At 37.7% G+C, this 19,011-nt stretch carries 25 protein-coding genes; 8 read left to right on the forward strand and 17 right to left on the reverse strand.

The genetic code is table 11. The features are described from left to right. Positions 1-68: 68 nt before the first annotated feature. From AC1VNJ_RS17730 to AC1VNJ_RS17740, 3 genes are all read right to left on the reverse strand, one after another. Complete coding sequence (locus AC1VNJ_RS17730; RefSeq protein WP_028413651.1) at positions 69-545, reverse strand: glutathione peroxidase; 477 nt, start codon at positions 543-545, stop codon at positions 69-71. A gap of 61 nt (positions 546-606) precedes the next feature. After that, positions 607-1,125, reverse strand: a complete 519-nt coding sequence (locus tag AC1VNJ_RS17735; protein WP_033578762.1) for a hypothetical protein — start codon at positions 1,123-1,125, stop codon at positions 607-609. A gap of 129 nt (positions 1,126-1,254) precedes the next feature. After that, entirely contained in the window at positions 1,255-2,943 is a 1,689-nt protein-coding gene (locus AC1VNJ_RS17740) for a formate--tetrahydrofolate ligase (protein ID WP_098626769.1), read from the reverse strand. Between the two features lie 351 nt (positions 2,944-3,294). Between AC1VNJ_RS17740 and metA the strand changes: the two genes are divergently transcribed. After that, a complete protein-coding gene (metA, locus tag AC1VNJ_RS17745) occupies positions 3,295-4,206 on the forward strand; it encodes a homoserine O-acetyltransferase MetA (protein ID WP_098112517.1) in 912 nt (303 codons plus the stop codon). A gap of 205 nt (positions 4,207-4,411) precedes the next feature. Here the strand turns inward: metA and AC1VNJ_RS17750 are convergent, their stop codons facing one another. Continuing rightward, positions 4,412-5,137: a hypothetical protein gene (locus tag AC1VNJ_RS17750; protein ID WP_028413655.1), complete on the reverse strand. Its 726-nt coding sequence runs from the start codon at positions 5,135-5,137 to the stop codon at positions 4,412-4,414. A gap of 103 nt (positions 5,138-5,240) precedes the next feature. Here AC1VNJ_RS17750 and AC1VNJ_RS17755 point away from each other — a divergent pair, with 103 nt between their 5' ends. Continuing rightward, a complete protein-coding gene (locus tag AC1VNJ_RS17755) occupies positions 5,241-5,486 on the forward strand; it encodes a hypothetical protein (protein ID WP_028413656.1) in 246 nt (81 codons plus the stop codon). Between the two features lie 10 nt (positions 5,487-5,496). Here AC1VNJ_RS17755 and AC1VNJ_RS17760 read toward each other — a convergent pair whose 3' ends face one another. The 4 genes from AC1VNJ_RS17760 to AC1VNJ_RS17775 form a co-directional block, all read right to left on the reverse strand. After that, positions 5,497-5,694 carry a hypothetical protein gene (locus AC1VNJ_RS17760; RefSeq protein WP_482641124.1) on the reverse strand — a complete coding sequence of 66 codons (198 nt, stop codon included), beginning with the start codon at positions 5,692-5,694 and terminating at the stop codon, positions 5,497-5,499. Between the two features lie 601 nt (positions 5,695-6,295). Continuing rightward, positions 6,296-6,538, reverse strand: coding sequence for a hypothetical protein (locus tag AC1VNJ_RS17765; RefSeq protein WP_014460479.1), 243 nt, complete (start codon positions 6,536-6,538; stop codon positions 6,296-6,298). 596 nt (positions 6,539-7,134) lie between these two features. Then, entirely contained in the window at positions 7,135-7,323 is a 189-nt protein-coding gene (locus tag AC1VNJ_RS17770; RefSeq protein WP_014460480.1) for a hypothetical protein, read from the reverse strand. 84 nt (positions 7,324-7,407) lie between these two features. Next, positions 7,408-7,818 (reverse strand): hypothetical protein, encoded by a 411-nt coding sequence (locus tag AC1VNJ_RS17775; RefSeq protein ID WP_482641125.1) that lies wholly within the window; start codon positions 7,816-7,818, stop codon positions 7,408-7,410. A 160-nt stretch (positions 7,819-7,978) separates the two neighbouring features. Here AC1VNJ_RS17775 and AC1VNJ_RS17780 point away from each other — a divergent pair, with 160 nt between their 5' ends. Together AC1VNJ_RS17780 and AC1VNJ_RS17785 are read left to right on the forward strand one after the other, a co-directional pair. Beyond that, positions 7,979-8,710 (forward strand): polysaccharide deacetylase family protein, encoded by a 732-nt coding sequence (locus AC1VNJ_RS17780; protein WP_049164204.1) that lies wholly within the window; start codon positions 7,979-7,981, stop codon positions 8,708-8,710. 465 nt (positions 8,711-9,175) lie between these two features. After that, positions 9,176-9,340 (forward strand): hypothetical protein, encoded by a 165-nt coding sequence (locus AC1VNJ_RS17785; protein WP_013056680.1) that lies wholly within the window; start codon positions 9,176-9,178, stop codon positions 9,338-9,340. Positions 9,341-9,463: 123 nt separating this feature from the next. On the opposite strand, the gene AC1VNJ_RS17790 is transcribed toward AC1VNJ_RS17785, so the two are convergent. Continuing rightward, a complete protein-coding gene (locus AC1VNJ_RS17790; protein ID WP_154991428.1) occupies positions 9,464-10,159 on the reverse strand; it encodes a peptidoglycan-binding protein in 696 nt (231 codons plus the stop codon). 135 nt (positions 10,160-10,294) lie between these two features. Next, complete coding sequence (locus AC1VNJ_RS17795) at positions 10,295-11,044, reverse strand: Cof-type HAD-IIB family hydrolase (protein WP_048021311.1); 750 nt, start codon at positions 11,042-11,044, stop codon at positions 10,295-10,297. A 245-nt stretch (positions 11,045-11,289) separates the two neighbouring features. Between AC1VNJ_RS17795 and AC1VNJ_RS17800 the strand changes: the two genes are divergently transcribed. Then, positions 11,290-12,132, forward strand: coding sequence for a sulfurtransferase (locus AC1VNJ_RS17800; RefSeq protein WP_482641126.1), 843 nt, complete (start codon positions 11,290-11,292; stop codon positions 12,130-12,132). A 75-nt stretch (positions 12,133-12,207) separates the two neighbouring features. Here the strand turns inward: AC1VNJ_RS17800 and AC1VNJ_RS17805 are convergent, their stop codons facing one another. The 4 genes from AC1VNJ_RS17805 to AC1VNJ_RS17820 form a co-directional block, all read right to left on the reverse strand. Continuing rightward, positions 12,208-12,852, reverse strand: a complete 645-nt coding sequence (locus AC1VNJ_RS17805) for a FusB/FusC family EF-G-binding protein (RefSeq protein WP_063247258.1) — start codon at positions 12,850-12,852, stop codon at positions 12,208-12,210. 135 nt (positions 12,853-12,987) lie between these two features. Continuing rightward, entirely contained in the window at positions 12,988-13,266 is a 279-nt protein-coding gene (locus AC1VNJ_RS17810) for a CD3324 family protein (RefSeq protein WP_285852074.1), read from the reverse strand. Between the two features lie 366 nt (positions 13,267-13,632). Continuing rightward, positions 13,633-13,761, reverse strand: a complete 129-nt coding sequence (locus AC1VNJ_RS17815) for a YuzL family protein (RefSeq protein WP_013056674.1) — start codon at positions 13,759-13,761, stop codon at positions 13,633-13,635. A 65-nt stretch (positions 13,762-13,826) separates the two neighbouring features. Then, complete coding sequence (locus AC1VNJ_RS17820) at positions 13,827-14,507, reverse strand: class I SAM-dependent methyltransferase (RefSeq protein WP_482641127.1); 681 nt, start codon at positions 14,505-14,507, stop codon at positions 13,827-13,829. A gap of 104 nt (positions 14,508-14,611) precedes the next feature. Between AC1VNJ_RS17820 and AC1VNJ_RS17825 the strand changes: the two genes are divergently transcribed. Continuing rightward, the gene (locus AC1VNJ_RS17825) at positions 14,612-14,836 is read left to right on the forward strand and encodes a DUF3892 domain-containing protein (RefSeq protein WP_013056672.1); all 225 of its coding nucleotides are present in this window, start codon (positions 14,612-14,614) and stop codon (positions 14,834-14,836) included. Positions 14,837-14,848: 12 nt separating this feature from the next. Next, the gene (locus tag AC1VNJ_RS17830; protein WP_013056671.1) at positions 14,849-14,995 is read left to right on the forward strand and encodes a hypothetical protein; all 147 of its coding nucleotides are present in this window, start codon (positions 14,849-14,851) and stop codon (positions 14,993-14,995) included. A gap of 303 nt (positions 14,996-15,298) precedes the next feature. Here AC1VNJ_RS17830 and AC1VNJ_RS17835 read toward each other — a convergent pair whose 3' ends face one another. The 3 genes from AC1VNJ_RS17835 to AC1VNJ_RS17845 all read right to left on the reverse strand — a co-directional run bounded on the left by AC1VNJ_RS17835 (position 15,299) and on the right by AC1VNJ_RS17845 (position 18,254). Further along, a complete protein-coding gene (locus AC1VNJ_RS17835; RefSeq protein WP_482641128.1) occupies positions 15,299-16,174 on the reverse strand; it encodes a helix-turn-helix domain-containing protein in 876 nt (291 codons plus the stop codon). A 248-nt stretch (positions 16,175-16,422) separates the two neighbouring features. After that, the gene (ribD, locus tag AC1VNJ_RS17840; protein WP_311265299.1) at positions 16,423-17,514 is read right to left on the reverse strand and encodes a bifunctional diaminohydroxyphosphoribosylaminopyrimidine deaminase/5-amino-6-(5-phosphoribosylamino)uracil reductase RibD; all 1,092 of its coding nucleotides are present in this window, start codon (positions 17,512-17,514) and stop codon (positions 16,423-16,425) included. Beyond that, a complete protein-coding gene (locus AC1VNJ_RS17845; RefSeq protein ID WP_033578753.1) occupies positions 17,511-18,254 on the reverse strand; it encodes a GTP cyclohydrolase II in 744 nt (247 codons plus the stop codon). The genes ribD and AC1VNJ_RS17845 overlap by 4 nt, the downstream gene beginning before the upstream one ends. A gap of 362 nt (positions 18,255-18,616) precedes the next feature. Between AC1VNJ_RS17845 and AC1VNJ_RS17850 the strand changes: the two genes are divergently transcribed. Continuing rightward, positions 18,617-18,940, forward strand: coding sequence for a winged helix-turn-helix transcriptional regulator (locus AC1VNJ_RS17850; protein WP_154991431.1), 324 nt, complete (start codon positions 18,617-18,619; stop codon positions 18,938-18,940). The last annotated feature ends 71 nt before the right edge of the window (positions 18,941-19,011 follow it).

Below are 19,011 nucleotides of genomic sequence, written 5' to 3' on the forward strand. Positions count from 1 at the left end.
ACTGACAGCTGAGCACCCTTTGAAAACCCTGGCTGAAAAATAAAAAACAGATGGAGATCCACCTGCTTTTACAGCAATTCTTTTATATCTTTTTGAATATCTTTTGGTGCAGTTTGAGGTGCGTATCGCTTCACGACTTCACCTTGACGATTCACTAAAAACTTTGTGAAATTCCACTTTATCGCTTTAGAACCTAGCAGGCCAGGTGCTTGTTCCGTTAAGTATGCAAATAACGGATGTGCATGCTCACCTTTTACATCTACTTTTGCAAACATTGGAAACGAAACGCCGTAGTTTAACTCGCAAAATTGTTCAATATCATTTGAACTTCCTGGCTCTTGACCACCAAATTGATTGCAAGGAAAACCTAGAACCGTTAGACCGTTTTCTTTTTCTTCTTCATACAGCGCCTGTAAATCTTTATATTGAGGGGTGAAGCCGCATTTGCTAGCTGTATTCACAATCAACAGTACGTCACCTTGATAGTTAGATAGTGATACGTCTTCGTCTTTAATTGTTTTTGCAGAGTATTCATACACGCTCATTAAAACGCCTCCTTTTCCCTATTGTAATTCACTTTATTTCTGAAGTACAACTGAAACGCTCTTATGATTTGTCGTAAAGAACCTTTAGCTGATCAGTCGTTTGCAGCATATAATCAATCATTTCGATTAAATCTCCTACTTGATCTTCGTAAATGAATCGGTTAAAGGTTACCGCAATATTGTTTTCATATTCGTTTCCTCCAACTTCATGAGTAATACGCTGCTTAACCACTCTTGTTGTTCCCCAGATCCTTTCACACATTTCCTGTATGTTTCTAAACTCAGCTTCTTCAAACGGTTTTTGTTTTTTCAGCTGAAAATGAATATAAACTGTACAACCTGGTTTTTCTACACGGGAAGGCGTTAATTCCGCATGAATATTATCTAAGTCGGTTGATAAAGTTAGCGACGCGGTACAGCAAAAATGCTGTTGAAAAGAAATGCGGTACGTTCGAGTAAACTGAGCTAAGTCTACAAAATCTTCGCGATTTGTAACAGATACTTGCCCAGATAAATCAAGATCATAGATCTCTCCTTCTACAACCACTTTTAAATTATCAAATACAATTGGATCAAACATTTCAACTACTTCCTTTTTTATAAAATACGAACAGTCAACTCTTCTTCTTTCTTGCCAAATTAATTCATAACATACCTGTTATTTTGTTTTGTATCATAAGAAAAGCGATGCCAAGGCATCGCTTTTCTCTTAAAAAATACCTAGTGCATGTCCATTCTCGTCAATATCCATATTGAGCGCAGCAGGTTTTTTTGGAAGTCCAGGCATTGTCATAATTGAACCTGTTAGCGCCACGAGAAAACCAGCGCCGAGCGAAGGACGGAATTCCCTCACTGTAATCTTAAAATCAGTTGGTCGCCCCAGCTTCGTCTGATCATCACTTAACGAATACTGCGTTTTGGCCATACAGATCGGCAGGTGATCCCATCCGTTTGCTTCAAATTGCTGTATTTGCTTTAACGCTTTTGGAGCAAAATCTACGCCTTGTGCTCCGTATACGGTTTTAGCAATAGCTTCTACTTTTTCTGGAATCGAAGCTGACACATCGTAAAGAGGAGAAAACTGACTTTCCGTCTCGTTCATGACTTCAAGAATTTTTTCAGCAAGCATGACGCCGCCTTCTCCACCTTTTTCCCATACTTCTGTTAAAGCAACTGGAACATTCTTTGAAGCACACCAATTCATAAGCGCTTCTACTTCACCTTTTGAATCTGTTACAAAACGGTTCACGGCTACAACATAAGGAACACCGAATGCCTGAATCGTTTCAATATGTTTTTCAAGATTTTCAATTCCTGCTTCTAAAGCCTCAATGTTTTCTTCATTTAAACGCTCTTTAGGAACACCTCCATGCATTTTCAGAGCGCGAATTGTCGCAACGATTACTACCGTTTCTGGTTTAATATCTGCCATACGAGCTTTAATATTCAGGAATTTTTCTGCGCCTAAATCTGCTCCAAATCCCGCTTCTGTTACTACGTAGTCGCCTAGTTTTGCAGCCATTTTTGTTGCAATGACGCTATTGCAACCGTGGGCAATATTAGCAAAAGGACCTCCGTGAATGAGGGCTGGAGTATGTTCCAATGTCTGTACAAGGTTGGGCTTAATCGCGTCTTTTAAAAGAAGAGTAAGCGCTCCTTGTGCACCTAAGTCCGTAACCGTTACAGGCTCATTATCCATGTTGTAAGCTACAACAATAGACGCTAAGCGACGCTTTAAGTCTTGTAAATCTGACGCTAAGCAGAAAATAGCCATAATTTCTGATGCAACGGTAATATCAAAACCATCTTCTCGAGGAACACCTTGCATCGGACCACCTAATCCAACGACAACCTGACGCAGCGCGCGGTCGTTTAAATCAACCACTCGTTTCCACGTAATTTTACGTGTATCAATGCGCAGTTCATTGCCTTGATGTATATGGTTATCCAAAATAGCGGCCAGCGCGTTGTTAGCTGTTGTAATGGCATGCAGGTCTCCAGTAAAGTGCAAGTTAATATCCTCCATTGGAAGCACTTGAGCATAACCGCCTCCAGCGGCACCTCCTTTAATTCCCATTACCGGACCAAGAGATGGTTCACGCATGGCGACAATCGCTTTTTTACCTAATCTATGTAATGCCTGAGCTAAGCCAACCGTCACTGTCGACTTCCCTTCTCCTGCTGGAGTTGGATTAATAGCTGTAACTAAAATCACTTTTCCATCTTGTTTTGTGTGTAAACGTTCCATAACGGATAAAGAAAGCTTGGCTTTATAATGTCCATACGGCTCTAACTCGGCCTCTAAAATATCTAGCTGCTCGGCAATCTCTTTAATCGGTTTAATCGTTGCCTCTTGTGCAATTTGCAAATCACTTTTTATTTGCTTCTTAGTTGTCATATAAAAACCCCTTTTCTGCTGAGAATTCTTTTTAAACACTTCATCAAAAAAGGATAAAATCCGTTTTCTGGGGGAGATATGAAGTTTAATAAATACAGGAACAACTGCTCTATAAATTTTACTGAGTTTCAGTCATGCTAAAAAAGCATAGCAATGCTCCAATTTAACCTTATTGTACCATTTCATTTTAGCCATTACGCATATTAATGCTCTTTTTTTTCAAAATTCAATTGCTTAATATTCTGTATATTCCTATAATAGTATATTGTACATAAATGTTGAACCTCATCTTCACGTGAGAAAGAACATTTATACGCGTCATTACTTCGAAATCGAATAGGAGGAATTTTATTGCCTATTAATATTCCACGTGATCTTCCGGCAAAAGAAATTTTAGAAAAAGAGAGAATTTTCATCATGGACGACGTGCGCGCGGTTAACCAAGAAATTCGCCCGCTTAATATTGTTATCCTAAACTTAATGCCGGAAAAAGAAAAAGCTGAAACGCAATTATTACGTTTACTCGGGAATTCACCGCTGCAAGTGCATATTACACTTCTTTACACGGCAAGCCATAAAGCAAAAACAACGAGTAAAAATCACCTAGATCAGTTTTATAAAACGTTTGAACAAATTAAAGAACGAAAATATGACGGAATGATTATTACAGGAGCACCTGTAGAACATATACCATTTGAAGAAGTAAACTACTGGAAAGAACTTCAAGAAATTATGGATTGGTGTAAAACAAATGTGACTTCTACCCTTCATATCTGTTGGGGAGCTCAAGCCGGACTTTATCATCACTTTGGCATTGACAAGCGACCTCTTTCTGATAAATGCACGGGTGTATTTACACATGTTGTATCGAGTGAAGAACCCATTAAGCTGCTGCGAGGATTTGATGATGTCTTTTATTCTCCTCATTCCCGTCACACTGATGTAGACATGAATGAAGTAAAAAATCATCCTGACCTTGAGCTTCTTTCCTACTCTGAAGAAGCTGGTGTTTATATGGCGATGTCTAAAGACGAAAAGTTTGTTTTCGTGACAGGCCACCCAGAGTACGACGTTCAAACACTGCAAGAAGAATTTCTTCGAGATACAGAAAAAGGACTAGAACCAAAGCTTCCGGAACACTATTTCCCAAACAATGATCCTGACAAAAAACCTTTAAAAACATGGCGTTCTCATGCCAACCTGCTGTTTATGAATTGGTTAAACTATTATGTTTACCAAGAGACTCCATATCTGTGGGAATGAAAGAACCGATCTATCCCAGTGTTCAATTAAATTACGCATGCTCTTTTTCATGTTGAAACTGCAGCGGCCTAGAAATAAAATAGAAAACCTGCCGCTCGTTTAGAGCGCAGGTTTTCTATTTTATTTATTTCCTAATTAAAGCTTTTTTTCAGAAATCCAGCTTCGACAACAATGATTTGAGAATCCAAAGTTTTTACTCTCTTCCTCATCCTTCTTCATCCTCGTCTAGCTTTGTTTCATCCATTTCCTTCTTTTGTTCTTCTATCATTGTGTCCAGCCATTCAGGCGGCTTTTCACCTTGGTTTTCATTGTATACTTCTGAAGCATCTTTTTCCTCTAAAGAGGATAAGATGTCATGTATATCATTTTGATTGCCCAAAATATTGCCAAATCCCTGACTCACTTTTTTATGACTTCTAAAATTTGTCGGAAAGTTATTACCAAAGTTTACAGCTGAAGCATCTTCGATTGTACCAATATGAATGTCCCCTATGCTAAAGATTGATTCTAGAGCCTGATTAGACTCCCTCATTTTTTCTGTATGGATTAGTTTGTAAGGGACACTTCTTTCATTAATTTTAACTGATATTTCAGAAGGACCCTTTTCTTTATTTTTTGCTTTATTATTCTGACTACCCGATTTCCGATTAACATCAGAGTCATTTGTTGTTTTTTTACCTTTCTTTCTCGGCGCTTGATATTGATTCGTTTGCGCAGGAAAAGTATTACCAATATTCAAAGTTCCACTAAGTTCCTTTACATCAATATGTTCTAAATAATAAGACAGTTCGTCCAAGTTCAGTGTTTCAACGTTCTTTATATCTAAATGAAAAGATTGGACCTTTTCTTTTGAAAGTTCATTTACGTGTTTTTCTAAGCTTGCGAGCCTTTTTTCAATGTTTTTGAGTATATTCAACACCTTTTCATCCATAGAGTTTGACCCCTCATTTGTTTTAACACTTTTAGCCCATTTACAACATATAGTAGTGTATTAGATAACTTTAATTAATGTCTCATATGTATCGGGAGGAATTATGAAAATAGATCTCCGTTCTCCGCAAATCATTTTTGATGACCTCACCGTAAATACGGTTAAAAACAACGCAGGAGTATTTATAGGAAAAAATATGCAAAAAAATTGGGAAACTACAATCAGCAGCAGCAATTCAGGTTTCGGCACAATTTCGGGAGATGATAATCAACTATCCTACAATACACATCTTGTTCTTGGTGAAGATGATGTAAATGACTCTTTTAAGCAGGCTGCAAAAGAAACTTAACTCTACGATTTTACTCATCATTTTTTTTAGGGGTTTTCGCCACGGTGGTATTATTTAAAATTTTATTAGAATGACCAACTATTTTTCCGAAACCGTCAGAAATTCGACTTTTATGACTCCATTTATATTGAATATTAACGCCATAAAATAGGCCTGAACTGTTTTGGATTTTATTTACTTTGATGGAATGATAGTGAATATTAGACATAAAAACACCTCACAGACAGCAGTTTACTTCATCTGATTCAATATAAAACTGAAAATACATTATCTTATGTTTAAATTCTTATTTGTTCGTCTCAAATTGAACGTCTCTTTAATCATTTAAGCTTTTACGCCTTTTCTATGATACTTACTCCATTTACTATAAAAGTATTCCTCTCATTCCCCTTGCAGTGTATATTAATAGCTTTCCCTCTAAAATAAGCTAGCAAAAAAACCATCTGTATAAAAGATGGTTTAAGCCTGTTACTCATATATCCTCGCCACTCTGCCAAAACAACCGATTGATAGAATGCCTAGTTACTTTTACTTCTTTAACTTTGTGTAACAGGAGCATTGTTGAAATCTATGTGTTCAGAAAAATTGGAATCAACGACGTCATTATCGTTAATAACATTTACCATTTGAGAGGCAAAGTTATTATAGCCGATTATTTCACCAAACCCCGTATTACTTTTCCAATTCACTTCCCAATCTGATTGAGTATTTTCTCCTGTGAAAATACCAGAGTTATTAGAAATATACGTAACATTAAGATTAGTAAATTTTATAATCAACTTTTCTCAACTTCTTTCATCTTCTTTTTCCTAAAACTGAGAAACTGGCTGAGGATTAATATTTTCAGGCTGAGTAATTGGCGTATCACAAACATCCTGATCATTAATAATATTCGTGCTCCCCAATATAGCTGAATTTATAGCAAAACCGTTTCCTAAGTTAAATTTACCTTGGGAATTCCAATCTGGCTGGCTATTTTGACCTGAAGCAATTACTGAATTGGACACCATACTTACCACGTTTATTTGGTTGAAAATGACGGAAACAGGCATTAGTCCATTCCTCCGCTTTCTAAAATTTTAATGTAGTATATGCGTCCGTTTAAAGTATGGTTCAATTGATTTTCTGCAATTAAAAATGTTAGTTAAGTCTACCGTCACTAACTTTATATATTCTTCTCATAAACTCTTTGCATTACCTTTAATCACCAAGCTTAAAATGGGACATTTCTCGATTATCTTTGATAAAGAAAAGTATTTAGGCCTTGCTTCTTTTTTGTAAGCAGCCATGTTTTCTTTTTAATTCGCATTTAGAACATAGTTTTATCAAATAAACAAAGAGATTGAGACATAACGAAATCAATCCAATCCCAGAACGAATGGGATAAATAATTGAGTATGAATCGCCTATGATACAGCTGTTGATTTCCGTGTAATACCTCACTTTTTATGGGATGATGATGAGCTTCCTCGCCGTTTGCGCTCCTTCGGCGAGTTCTTATCTATTTAGCTTTTCTACACCTTGTCCTTCAACCAACCGCTAGAATCAGCTGCATACATAAGGTCTACGTTCAGCCTATCCATGAAAAAATCCGAACGATTCACCGCTCGGATTCTTCTTCAACTAATATACGTTTGTCTCAGCCTCTTTAAAGTTCTTTAATATATTCAATGACCGAATCTGGAAATTCGTTTCGAATTCCGCAATTCCCACAATAAAATCCGCTATATTCGTCTGTCGCAACGTACTGTCTTAAAAGAAACAATGTTAACCTGTTTGGGAGACCGCATTCTGTGCAAAACGCCAAGTACTTGCTGCGCTGTCTGTTTGCTGACATACGTTTCATCCTTTCGATTAACTATAGAAAGCGTTTTCTTATTTATATGGAGCTTTCTTATCAGTTTATGACAGCAATTACCGCCTATCTCCAATTGTTGTCGCGGCGAGAAGAGCGAAAAAAGCGCAGAATTAAATTAATGACAAGCACAATAGCCAAAATGTTAATTAATAACCCAAAAATCCCGCCCAGTGCACCCATATGACCAAGCAAACCGCCAAATAACATCCCTGCCAGACCCCCATAAAGCAGTCCACGAGCGAATCCTCCTCGTTTTGAACGGGTAACGCCTCGATTTACAGTTCCATTTCTGCGATTTGAAAAATTAGATCTCGGCTCATTTTGTCTAACGCTTGGCTGTCTATTAAACGAACGCTTTCCCGAACGATACGACCTTGCACTTGCGTTATAGTCATCGTGATAGGAAATATATTCAGCTAAGGGAGATAAACTTAGCGAAAAGATTAATGCTACAGCGATCAGTATTTTTTTCATCTGTTTTTTCCTTTCTTGACCTAATAGTAACTGTTTATTATAGTGCGCTGTTTCATGCATATCATACGTTTTGGAACAAAAGGGCAATTCAGCTTCATACAAATTTTTTAATCGGGTATCATAACGTTATACTTTGTCCTAGAAAGGAGCGTGCATGTACATGATACGAAGAATTAGTATACTGCTTCTCACACTGTGCTTCTTATTTAATGGAGCCCTTCCTGCACTATGTAAAGCGGAACAAGTAAAAAATATAGCTGTGCGTGACCGTTTGCTTTATCAAGGTAATAACCACCTAAAGCAAACCGCCCTAACATTTGATGATGGACCGGATCCGCGCTTTACTCCACATGTATTGGATCAATTGAAAAAGCATGGTATTAAAGCAACCTTTTTTCTTATTGGGGCAAAAGCTCACGAACATCCTGAGCTGGTGAAGAGAATGGTAGCTGAAGGTCATGCTGTTGGGATTCATACCTATTGGCACCCCAACTTACTAAAAGAATCGACTGAAAAGTTTCACTGGGAAATTGCCAAAACTCAGGCTATTATTAAAAACATTACCGGGTTTGAAACACAGCTGTTTCGTCCTCCCTATGGAAATTTAACGCAAGAAATGATCAGCGAGCTGCCAAATGAAAATGTCTATGCGATTAACTGGTCTTCTGATTCATTAGACTGGAAGCAAATCCCAGAAGCGGAAATCACCAAGAATGTATTTAAGAACATGCACGCTGGAACAATTGTTTTGATGCACGACGGCGGCCATTGGACCATGGATCTTTCCAACACCCCAAAGTCGCTGGACACCATCATTCCTAGACTTAAACAAGAAGGATATCATTTTGTGACCGTCCCAGAACTTTTGCACATCCCTTATCCAAAAAATTAAGCTCCAACGAGTTTCTGATTTAGAAACTCGTTGGAGCTTTACAATTTTCTTTAATAGAAAGTAAATATGCCTCCCCCTACAAAAAGAGCGTGTCAAAAGATCTAATACAAATCCATCTTAAAACTCAAAAATATGCCTTATTCCTTCAAAACGTTATCATACTAAAGATACAAAAGGAGGCATTCTTTTTTTGTTCCATCACTCTACAATAGAGGGAATTTACGGATAACCTCTAAAATAGGTTTTAAGTTGCATAATTAGGAGTAAATATTACTATAACTACTCTCATATTTTTAGACAAGCTGCATATGTATAAAATGAGAGAGTCGAACGCATTCCACATATCCCTAAATTTCTTCTTCTCACAAAAAAATTGACGAACTTTTTTTGTCAACAGGTGCGTATAGATATGATAGAATTCCTATATAATGACCTGGATTCATTTCTAAACAAGGAGTTTTGACTATGATTAATGAACAAGAGACGTTGTTATTTATTAAAGAACTTGGCCGCTTGTTGAAAGACTATCAAAACTGTTCAAACGCCTCTGTAAAAAGTGAAATATATAAAGATATCGTGTTGTTGAGCAATGTTATCCAGTTAGATCACGTGAACGTTTCTTACGCTTAGAAAATCCTTTTTATTTCTTTATAAATTTCAGTTTTTCTACCATAACTACAGAAAAGGAAGAAAGGAGACGATTTCCATCCATCTCTTTTCTTCCTTTTCTCGTTCTCATATTTTTATGGTTATTTAGAACATAGTTTTATTAAAATTTCCATAGAGTTTTTCGAGTGTCTTCGGTCCAACTATTCCATCTACCTGCAAATAAAGTGCTTGTTGAAAAGCTTTTACCGCTTTGAGAGTGGAAGACCCGAATATACCGTCTGCTCCTCCAAAAAGAGAATAGCCTAAGTGAATAAGCATACGTTGAATTAACTGTACTTGATTTCCTCGATCTCCGTATTCAATTAGCACTCTTGAAACCTTTTCCGTCTGTTTCTCAGGTTTTTTTCCACTTCGAAGCTCCGACAAAGATAAACCGAATGTATATTGAAAATGAGGATAATCTTTTAAGCTTTTCCAATCTCCTCCCCATTCCAACCCGATCCTTTTTCCTACCTCTCCCGCTTTGTTCCATCTTCGATCAATGGTCCAGTCAACTTCTCCGTTGTTATCAAGCAGCGCAATATCAATAGCTAGTCCATAATTATGATAAGAATAGCCGCCTTTGGCATTAGTCACGATACTTCCTGGTGTTGTTCGGCCTTGTGAATATAGTTTGCGCTGCTGCTCTATCGATCTAAATCCTTCAGTGATCACAATAAATATACTTTCTTTATATGCTTGCCTAATGAGTTCGTACGCTTTTTCTTGCACTATTTCATGTACATTCTGCAGCTTATTTTCTGCTTTTTTTAACAGCTTGTCTAATGATAAATCGCTCATACTCCCCACTCCTTAACTAGATGGCTTCTCCTTATATATACGTATAAGACGAACTCTAAGGGAGGCATCCAGTATCAGTTTATGCGGAAAGTAGTTAAGTGGTGCAACAGTGACGCCTGCTGTGTAGAGCTGCTGTTATTTCAGTACCCAGTGGCTGATAGCCTTCGCTACTCCGTTATTGACATTTGTATCTGTCACCCAGTCCGCTGCTTCTTTTACAGCTTCCTGAGCATTTCCCATGGCGATTCCACAACCTGCCGCTTCAATCATAGCCATATCATTTAAGCTGTCTCCCATTGCAATGACTTCATCCATTGAAATGCCCAAACGTTCACATACAGTCATGATCCCTTTTGCTTTGTTAATACCAAGTGCATTAATTTCTAGATTCGTTAAACTAGAATTGCTGATTTCAAAATCTGAAATGCCTGCTATTTGTTTCAGCACTTCTTCTCGTAAAGCATCATCTGGAATATCGTAGCCAAACTTCAGCCATTCCTGTGAAGCAATATCTTCTGGAAATTCATCTCTCCATACTTTATCCGTCGTCACAGCCCAGAAGTTAAGCTTATGCTCTTGCGTTAAATTCCACATTTTCTCAATGTGTGAAGCATCAATTAACTTTCGTTCTACAAGCTGTCCAGATTCATCCCAAATTTCACTTCCGTTTACTGTAATAAGGTAAGAAGACAGCTGAAGAGACTGCGCGTATTCACGGCATGTTAAAAGAGATCGCCCCGTGCTTAATACCACATGAACACCTTGTTCTTGAGCTTTAGCAATGGCCGCACGATTTTCTTCAGAAACTTCTTGCTGATTGTTCAGCAGGGTTCCATCCATATCTAGTGCAATCAGTTTAAATTCTTTCTTTTCATTTGTTTGCATCTTTCTCTCTCCTTCTCATCAATAGTAAGTATGACATTGCGCTGAGTATTTAACTTATACTATGTAACTCTTACTATAACTGTAGCACAGGAACATTTCACTCTGCATCAGATAAGCGCTAAAATGGTCAATTATTCTATGGGGAATAATTGAAGGAAAGCAGCATACCTTTGCCGTAATTTATATTTAAAGCTTTTCATTTTTATTTATTTCAACTAGAATTTTGGTAAAAGGATGTGAATGTTATGAACACTATTATTTCACCGGCTGACTTACATACTGCATTACAGCAACCCCAACACTCCATCGTGTTGCTTGACTGCCGATTTACCCTTGGAAAGCCTGAGGCAGGAGCAGATGCTTATCAAAATGAGCACCTACCGGATGCTCATTATTTGGATTTAGAAAAAGATTTGTCCTCTGTGGCTACTTCTCACGGAGGCAGACACCCGCTGCCCGATGTTCAAAAGCTCGCTCAGAAGCTCGGCAGCTTAGGAATTAATGCTGATTCCAGAGTCGTCGTTTATGATGAACAAAACGGAATGATGGCTTCAAGAGCATGGTGGCTACTGCGATATATAGGAATTGAATACGTACAAATTTTAAATGGAGGTTTTACTAACTGGAAAAAATCGGGATATGAAACAACTAAGAGCGTTCCAGCTGCTTCTCCTCAAACTTTTGTACCTTTCGTTCAACAAGACTGGGGACTTGCAGGAGTTGAATACGTAAAAGAGAATCTTCATAATCCTAATGTTGTTCTTGTCGACTCTCGTGAAAAAAAGAGATATCTCGGCTTAGAAGAACCCATTGATTTTGTAGCAGGACATATTCCAGGCGCCATTCATTCTTTTTGGCAAGATGTGTTAACTTCAGAAGGTTTATGGAAAACAGATAAAGAGTGGAAAGAGATCTTTTCTGCTATTGATTCTCATACTGAAATCATTGTATACTGTGGATCGGGTGTATCTGCTTGCCCTAACGTTTTGGCTTTAAAATCAGCCGGTTTTCCAAATGTAAAATTATATACCGGCAGCTGGAGCGATTGGATTAGCTATCGTGACAATCCAATCGAGAAAAACAGATAGATAAAGAAGGCTCAGTCTCACCAAAAGTATAGAGACTGAACCTTCTTTTTTTGTATTTTTCTTATTAGCCGCATGCTATTTACTGAGCCTCAACATAAAATCATGAAGCCGATCTAAGGTAAGCAAGTTTTGATTACACGCTTCGCTATCTTGACAAATATAATTTCCTCGTTGGGTAAATGTTCCTTGAACAGTTCCTTTGATTTCAGCAGTGAACATACCGACTTCCTCGTAGCTGTGGCAAAGTGTGCATATTCCCTTCTGGTTGATAGGCTTAAATGTTCCTTGAATACCTTTTAGCTTCTGAGTATAGAGATCCTGCGCTACGATAAACTTTTTGTTTGAGCCTTTATCGACCCAGCTAACATATGAAATGCTCCCTAGATCAATGGTATCAACTGAAGGAATCTTTAACTTTTTCACTTTCGGAAACAATTTTTTCACGCCAGCTTCTGTAAACGATTTAAATGAAATCACGTAAGGCTTTATCGTTTCTAAAAACACCTCTGCTTGTTCTTTATTTTTAACTTCAGCAACCGGTAGCAATAACTCTTCCTGTTCCTCAGTAAGAACTTCAAACGCGTTTAATACTTTTTCTTTTGCAAGAGCTTTTAAAGCCTGCAGCACATCGGAATTATTCACTGTTCCATACCCATTGATAAGAATTTGCGTTTGGCTTTTGATAAAGTTATATTGATCATTTCTTATAAACGCTTCCACGTTCTTCACTCCTTCTTCAGGTAATCAGCTACTTTTTACTTTACCGTATGGATTCCTTTTACGAAATGTAAAAAATAAATCAGAAATAAACTATACCTAAAAAAGCGCGGGCATTCAGTCGCCCGCGCTTGATTTTTACCGTTGCTTTTTATATACAATTTTTTTGATGGTTTCGGTTGATAAGAAGTATTCACGGGCTAGCTCCTCGATTGAAGCTCCTTTTTTGAACAACGTCTTAATCTGTTCGTTTCGCTCGTCAATCAACTTTCTTCCACCAGAGCAAGTGCCCCATTTCTTCCTTGCCTTCTGCGGCTTCGGAATATAAATGGTTTCTCCTTGAATATATTTTTGAATTTCACTAATCAGCTCTTCAGGTAAAATATTTGTTGCTTTTACATACGTCATTTCTGCCAGCTCCTTATGTGATTTTGCTTATACAATAAGGGGCAAAGCCGTATATATTAGAAATGAGATATGCTCGGTTAGGCGATGTCTATTACTAAACCGTCCACCCCATGCAAAGTATCGCCTCTCTAATATCAGGCTTTGCATGAGACGCTGCAGTATCCGGTAAATATCTTTTATTCACCATTTATTACACCTCCGCTTTACATCGAATGTAAACCAAGCTTGTAGAAAATTACAATTATTGGCTCAGATTTTATTATAAGCTATCTGCAATCTTGCAGACAATACCTTCTTACTTATAAAGATGACACCGTAAATAAAACGAACTTGCAGTGAGCTCGTTGTTCTCCCTGCAAGTTCGTTTTATTTTTGTTATGAACGCTTCTGCTTTTTGTTAGCTGAACTGCTTTGAACACCTTGTTCAGAAGTGGTCGTCCCTTGTCCTTCTACATTTGGTGAACCTAGCTCTGATTTTGAGCGGTCTTTTTTAATTTTACTCATGTCACTCACCTCCAGTTTGTAGTGTACCCTTTGTACAGCTACATATAAGGAGACGCGTGCTGTTTTTATTGTTTCTTGAGCATAAATAGCCATAGAAACGTTAAGGCTTGCTTTAATTCATTTGGGAGCTGTCCAATCAGCTTATCAGTAACATTTCGCTTATATACACCTTCGCCATCGATTACTTCCCATCCATTTTCTTTTGCAACCTGTTCAAACTCCCACGGCATCATCGTATTGCAAATAACGTCTTCCCCATATAGTCTTTGATAACTGTTGGTACGAGGCTGAGCAGTTGGCCCAAGAATACCTACGCATGCATATCCTCCTGGTTTTACAACTCGGTACAATTCCTTCAAAGCTAATCGAGGATGCTCAGTCCATTCTAACGCATTGATTACCATAACCCCTTCTACTGATTCAGAAGACAGCGGGAGCTTCATAATATCAGCTTGAGCGAACGACAAATTTTCACTTTTATGCAGCTGCGATGCTTTTTGAATCATTTCTTCCGATAAATCAAGACCGATTGTTTTGTATCCAGAAGCAGCTAGAAGAGATGTCCCAAACCCATCACCGCAGCCCACGTCTGCCACTATACCACCTGATTTAAGATGTTTTTGAACAAATGGAATCACTGTTTTCCGACTTCCGTTTTTCCACATTTCTTCACTTCGGCTATTCCAAAATGATACTTTTTGGTTCCACTCGTCTTGAGCTTGATCATGCCAATTAAATGTTGTCATTTTTTATCCCCTTTGCACTCTTTTCTTTACCTTATCACTTTTTATAATGAATAAAAACGACTATTTCAGCAACCATATAGATGTAAAGGAAGGTGTTTATTTGTATGAAAGAACGTTTCGTTGCAGTACGTAAAAATGCAGACGGTGACCTCTTAGAATTCCAAACGGCTTCAGGAGACGTTTTAACCTATGAAGAAGCGTTAAAGAAAGTAGAAGCTGGGGACGTTGAGCATGTGAGTACCTTTGTAGGGAAAGACGGCGGTACGTATATTCGCAGCATTCCTGACCATGACAAAACAAATAATCTCGATGCATTGCCATCGTTTTAAAGGAGAATGGATATGACAAAAAAGAATAACAAAGGAAGCGCTAATCAAAGTAATCCAAAAACGCAGCACCACCTTGTTGAAATGGGTGAAGAAATTTCAAGCGGGGATAATTCAAAGGGAAACAAACGCAACAAAGATCAGTCTAGTAAAACACAATAAAAAAAGCCGTGCTTTTTAGCACGGCTTTTTTTATTAATGTTGGCTTGGAAGACCTAATGTTGAAAAATCTCCTGTTGCTACGCTTGTTCCAACTGAAGCAACACCTGCTACTAATGTAAATGCTAATGCCATACCGACTAATACTTTTTTCATAATTATTTCCTCCTCTTTCTTTGATTTGACTCTAGTGTATCACAGGATAAAAGTAGATGAATTCCTTTCTATCAGCATTTATCACCTTAAAACCATGGATTTCCTCCATTTTGATAGAAATTTCTCAAAAATTATAATGATAGGAATATTTTAAACAAATAGAGCTTCAAGTTCTTTTTCTACTAGCTTGACGAATCGCTCGTTTCGCTGCAAGGTGAAAATGGTCATAGACTTTTCCATATATTCTTTACCTTGTTCAATTTTACCTAATTTGATTAAGCTCTCTCCTGCTTGGTAATGAAGTTCTCCAAATAAATACATTGATTCATTACTAATGCACAAATCGATTCCTCGGTTGCTATATATCAATGATTCATCATAGTTACTCATATCTCCAAGCGTTTTGGCAAGTGCATTTAAAATTCTAATTTTTATATTTTCGTCTTTTGTTTGGGGCAGCTCATTTAAGCTTTTGAGTGCTGTTTGATATGTATCTAGAGCCTGTTCATACTCTTTCTCTTCATAAAGAATAATCCCAATGCTATTTAAAATTTCAATTTCTCTTTCTTTATAAAACGTTGCCGATTGCTTAGTAAGCTCGATCGCTTGGTACATTTTAGACAGCGCATCTTCTTTATTATGATGAATGTAATACACGCAAATACCTTCGTGCCACATTAAAAACTGCTTGTTCAGCGGATTTTGAAACAGGGGACTTTCTTTTTCTTTTACAATGATATTATGAATAGCATCATAATCTCTCTGACGAATATATTGACGAATTAACGATTGAACCGCATCTACGTAATCAAGTCGAGGTGATTCTACACTATCAAAAAAGTAGTTAACATCTACGCCAAGGCGCTTAGAAATTTTATAGAGGGTAATGCTTGATGGATATTCTTCACCATTTTCAATTTTGCTGATTTGCGCTTGTGTACAAACGTCTCTTGATAATTCTTGTTGTGTCAACCCTGCCATTTTGCGAAGGTCTCTCATAACACTCCCAATTCTATACTCTCTCATCTCTTTTCTCACCCTTACTTTCACATAATATATTCTCTCTATAAACATATAGTGCTTTTATTTAGATAGTCAACTGTAAACACGTTAAAAATTTATGCAATGTTTCGAAATTGACCATTCCCTATAATAGCAAATTAATCTATAATAGTAAAATAGTGTATTATTTTTCTTCTCTAAAAAATCCGAACGATAAATCGTTCGGATTTTCCTTCAACTAACATATTTTTGTTCCAGCCTCATTTACATTTTCATTTATAAACAGGATATCCAACAAATTTAAAGTCTTTACCAATTGAAGTAACAGAAAGACGCTCCACGTCCACTGCATCCCACATCTTTTCTACGCCTTTTCCTTCTAGAAAAGTAGGAGCTTCTTTTCCTCCTGAAAGCTTTGGAGCCATATACAGCACCAATTTATCAATTAAACGATTTTCTAGAAATGCGGCATTCACTTCGCCGCCTCCTTCAATTAAAAGAGACGACACAAATTTCTCACCTAGTATAGAAAGCATATCTTCAAGATTTACTTTGTGCTCACCGCTTGTGACAAATACTTCGACGCCTTGTTTCTCAAGCTGTTCTTTTTTTTCTTTTGAATAGCCCTGACTTGTAAATACCCATGTTGGGGCTAAAGAATCCGTTGCTAGCTTGGAATCAAGGGGCATACGCAACTTCGAATCCATCACAATACGAATCGGGCTTCGGCCGCCTTCGATGCGAGTTGTCAGCTCGGGGTTGTCCTTAATGACCGTGTTCACCCCTACTAAGATACCCGCCGTTTCATGACGAAGCTGATGTACATCCAAACGAGCTGCCTCAGACGTAATCCACTTGCTGTGAGAAAAAGCAGTAGCTATTTTACCGTCTAACGTAATCGCTGACTTTAACGAAACAAACGGCTTCTTCGTTACAATATACTTATTGAAGACTTCGTTCATTTGACGTGACTCTTCTTCACATACACCTGTTATGACCTCAATGCCTGCTTTTTCTAAAATTTCAACTCCATTACCTGCTACTAAAGGGTTGGGGTCTAAAGTTGCTATGACCACTTTTTTTACACCGGCTTCAACCAGCGCTTCAGCACAAGGACCTGTACGTCCATGGTGTGAACAAGGCTCTAGCGTTACATAAGCAGTCGCTCCTTGTGCTTGTTCGCCAGCCATTCGCAGCGCATGAATTTCAGCGTGAGGCTCTCCCGCTTTTAAATGCGTACCGATTCCAACGATTCGATTATCGTTTACAATGACAGATCCTACAAGCGGATTTGGATCTGTTTGTCCTTTTGTTGCTTTTGCGTTTTGTAAAGCTATATTCATATAAAATTCGTGATTGATCAAAGAAGAACCTCCTCTTTTAAGTGTCCTGAACGTTTAACTTTGGTGTCTAGATACTTTTCATTAAACTGAGATACATCTCCCCAAAGTGGAACGCGCCCTGATAAAAGTGCACCGTTTTTCTCAAGTGCGATTAGCTTTTTCGGATTATTCGTAATCAGCGTAACAGGTTTTTGACGCAGCACTTTTAACACACTGATGGCCTCACTATAGCTGCGAGTATCATCTTCAAATCCTAACCCTTCATTCGCCTCTACCGTATCAAATCCGTTTTCTTGAAGAACGTATGCCATTGCTTTGCTGAATAGGCCAATGCCGCGTCCTTCATGATTCGCTAAATAAAATAGCGCTCCGCTTCCATTTTCGACAATCATTTTCATCGATTGTTTTAATTGAAAACCACAGTCGCAGCGTTTGCTTCCGAATATGTCTCCCGTATGGCAGATACTGTGCATACGAATGAGTGCCTCATGCGATTCTTGAAAATCTCCGTACACAAGAACACTCGATTGCTGCATGTCAGCTAAATTAGCTCCTTGCATTTTTTCAATAAGCTCTTCCGTACTTAAAGATCCTTCTTTTACATTATCAGAACGCAACCATGAATACCAACTAAATACTTGTGTCTCTCCATCTAGATTCACCGGAAGCGTGATAGGTCCTACTATATAAATAAAATGATCATCATTTTTTACTACATTAATTTTATCTTTTAAAATTGAAACAACTTTTTCGTTAATCACAGTCATTTCCTCCTCTTATGTGTCTTTCACTTATCTACTCTTTTCACATTGTGCTCAATCTCTCACATGAACAAATATTTTTTCTAGCACTTCACTACATTTATCTTTTTTAATTGATGTATTAGCTTACTAAAAGTAAGTAACTTTACTTGCTTAAAGTATTATATGACGATACATTTATCTTGTAAAGCTTTTATGTTCTCTTTGTTACTTTTAGTAATTAACTTCTTTAATTATATAAATTATATAATTAAAACATAAAAACGTAAAGTAATTTATGTTCTTTAAGTAATTAAATTACACAACACTAGATAAAATGCTGACTTTGTTTTATAATATAGGAAGAGAATGGAGGTAATAACATGGACGGTTTAGCACTCTGCCCGCGTTTTGAAAAGGCTGTTACTATTCTAACGAAACGTTGGACGAGTTTGATCATTTTTCAGCTACTTTCCGGCTCACAGCGGTTTTCTCAAATGCAAGAAGCACTTCCAGTAAGCGGAAGGCTCTTATCCGAGCGCTTAAAAGAATTAGAGTATGAAGGAATCGTCATTCGTACGGTTATTCCGGAAACTCCTGTTCGAATCGAGTATTCGCTATCCGACAAAGGATTAGCACTGGCGCCGGTAATTCAGGAAATTCAGACATGGTCCAGTGAGTGGATTACAAAAGAAGAAGTGGAATAAAAGAAATCTCTAAAGAAATCAGGAAGGCTTCAATATCGATGTGCTCACAGCCGTTTTCTTTAGAGCTCCAT

This window comes from Priestia sp. 3CA3, from assembly GCF_056836725.1.

Excerpts from the sequence above, each read along its gene's own strand:
- AC1VNJ_RS17730 (WP_028413651.1), bottom strand. The coding sequence starts at position 545 with ATGAGCGTGTATGAATACTCTGCAAAAACAATTAAAGACGAAGACGTA.
- AC1VNJ_RS17735 (WP_033578762.1), bottom strand. The coding sequence starts at position 1,125 with ATGTTTGATCCAATTGTATTTGATAATTTAAAAGTGGTTGTAGAAGGA.
- AC1VNJ_RS17740 (WP_098626769.1), bottom strand. The coding sequence starts at position 2,943 with ATGACAACTAAGAAGCAAATAAAAAGTGATTTGCAAATTGCACAAGAG.
- AC1VNJ_RS17750 (WP_028413655.1), bottom strand. The coding sequence starts at position 5,137 with ATGGATGAAAAGGTGTTGAATATACTCAAAAACATTGAAAAAAGGCTC.
- AC1VNJ_RS17755 (WP_028413656.1), top strand. The coding sequence starts at position 5,241 with ATGAAAATAGATCTCCGTTCTCCGCAAATCATTTTTGATGACCTCACC.
- AC1VNJ_RS17760 (WP_482641124.1), bottom strand. The coding sequence starts at position 5,694 with ATGTCTAATATTCACTATCATTCCATCAAAGTAAATAAAATCCAAAAC.
- AC1VNJ_RS17765 (WP_014460479.1), bottom strand. The coding sequence starts at position 6,538 with ATGCCTGTTTCCGTCATTTTCAACCAAATAAACGTGGTAAGTATGGTG.
- AC1VNJ_RS17770 (WP_014460480.1), bottom strand. The coding sequence starts at position 7,323 with ATGTCAGCAAACAGACAGCGCAGCAAGTACTTGGCGTTTTGCACAGAA.
- AC1VNJ_RS17775 (WP_482641125.1), bottom strand. The coding sequence starts at position 7,818 with ATGAAAAAAATACTGATCGCTGTAGCATTAATCTTTTCGCTAAGTTTA.
- AC1VNJ_RS17780 (WP_049164204.1), top strand. The coding sequence starts at position 7,979 with ATGATACGAAGAATTAGTATACTGCTTCTCACACTGTGCTTCTTATTT.
- AC1VNJ_RS17785 (WP_013056680.1), top strand. The coding sequence starts at position 9,176 with ATGATTAATGAACAAGAGACGTTGTTATTTATTAAAGAACTTGGCCGC.
- AC1VNJ_RS17790 (WP_154991428.1), bottom strand. The coding sequence starts at position 10,159 with ATGAGCGATTTATCATTAGACAAGCTGTTAAAAAAAGCAGAAAATAAG.
- AC1VNJ_RS17795 (WP_048021311.1), bottom strand. The coding sequence starts at position 11,044 with ATGCAAACAAATGAAAAGAAAGAATTTAAACTGATTGCACTAGATATG.
- AC1VNJ_RS17800 (WP_482641126.1), top strand. The coding sequence starts at position 11,290 with ATGAACACTATTATTTCACCGGCTGACTTACATACTGCATTACAGCAA.
- AC1VNJ_RS17815 (WP_013056674.1), bottom strand. The coding sequence starts at position 13,761 with ATGAGTAAAATTAAAAAAGACCGCTCAAAATCAGAGCTAGGTTCACCA.
- AC1VNJ_RS17820 (WP_482641127.1), bottom strand. The coding sequence starts at position 14,507 with ATGACAACATTTAATTGGCATGATCAAGCTCAAGACGAGTGGAACCAA.
- AC1VNJ_RS17825 (WP_013056672.1), top strand. The coding sequence starts at position 14,612 with ATGAAAGAACGTTTCGTTGCAGTACGTAAAAATGCAGACGGTGACCTC.
- AC1VNJ_RS17830 (WP_013056671.1), top strand. The coding sequence starts at position 14,849 with ATGACAAAAAAGAATAACAAAGGAAGCGCTAATCAAAGTAATCCAAAA.
- AC1VNJ_RS17835 (WP_482641128.1), bottom strand. The coding sequence starts at position 16,174 with ATGAGAGAGTATAGAATTGGGAGTGTTATGAGAGACCTTCGCAAAATG.
- AC1VNJ_RS17850 (WP_154991431.1), top strand. The coding sequence starts at position 18,617 with ATGGACGGTTTAGCACTCTGCCCGCGTTTTGAAAAGGCTGTTACTATT.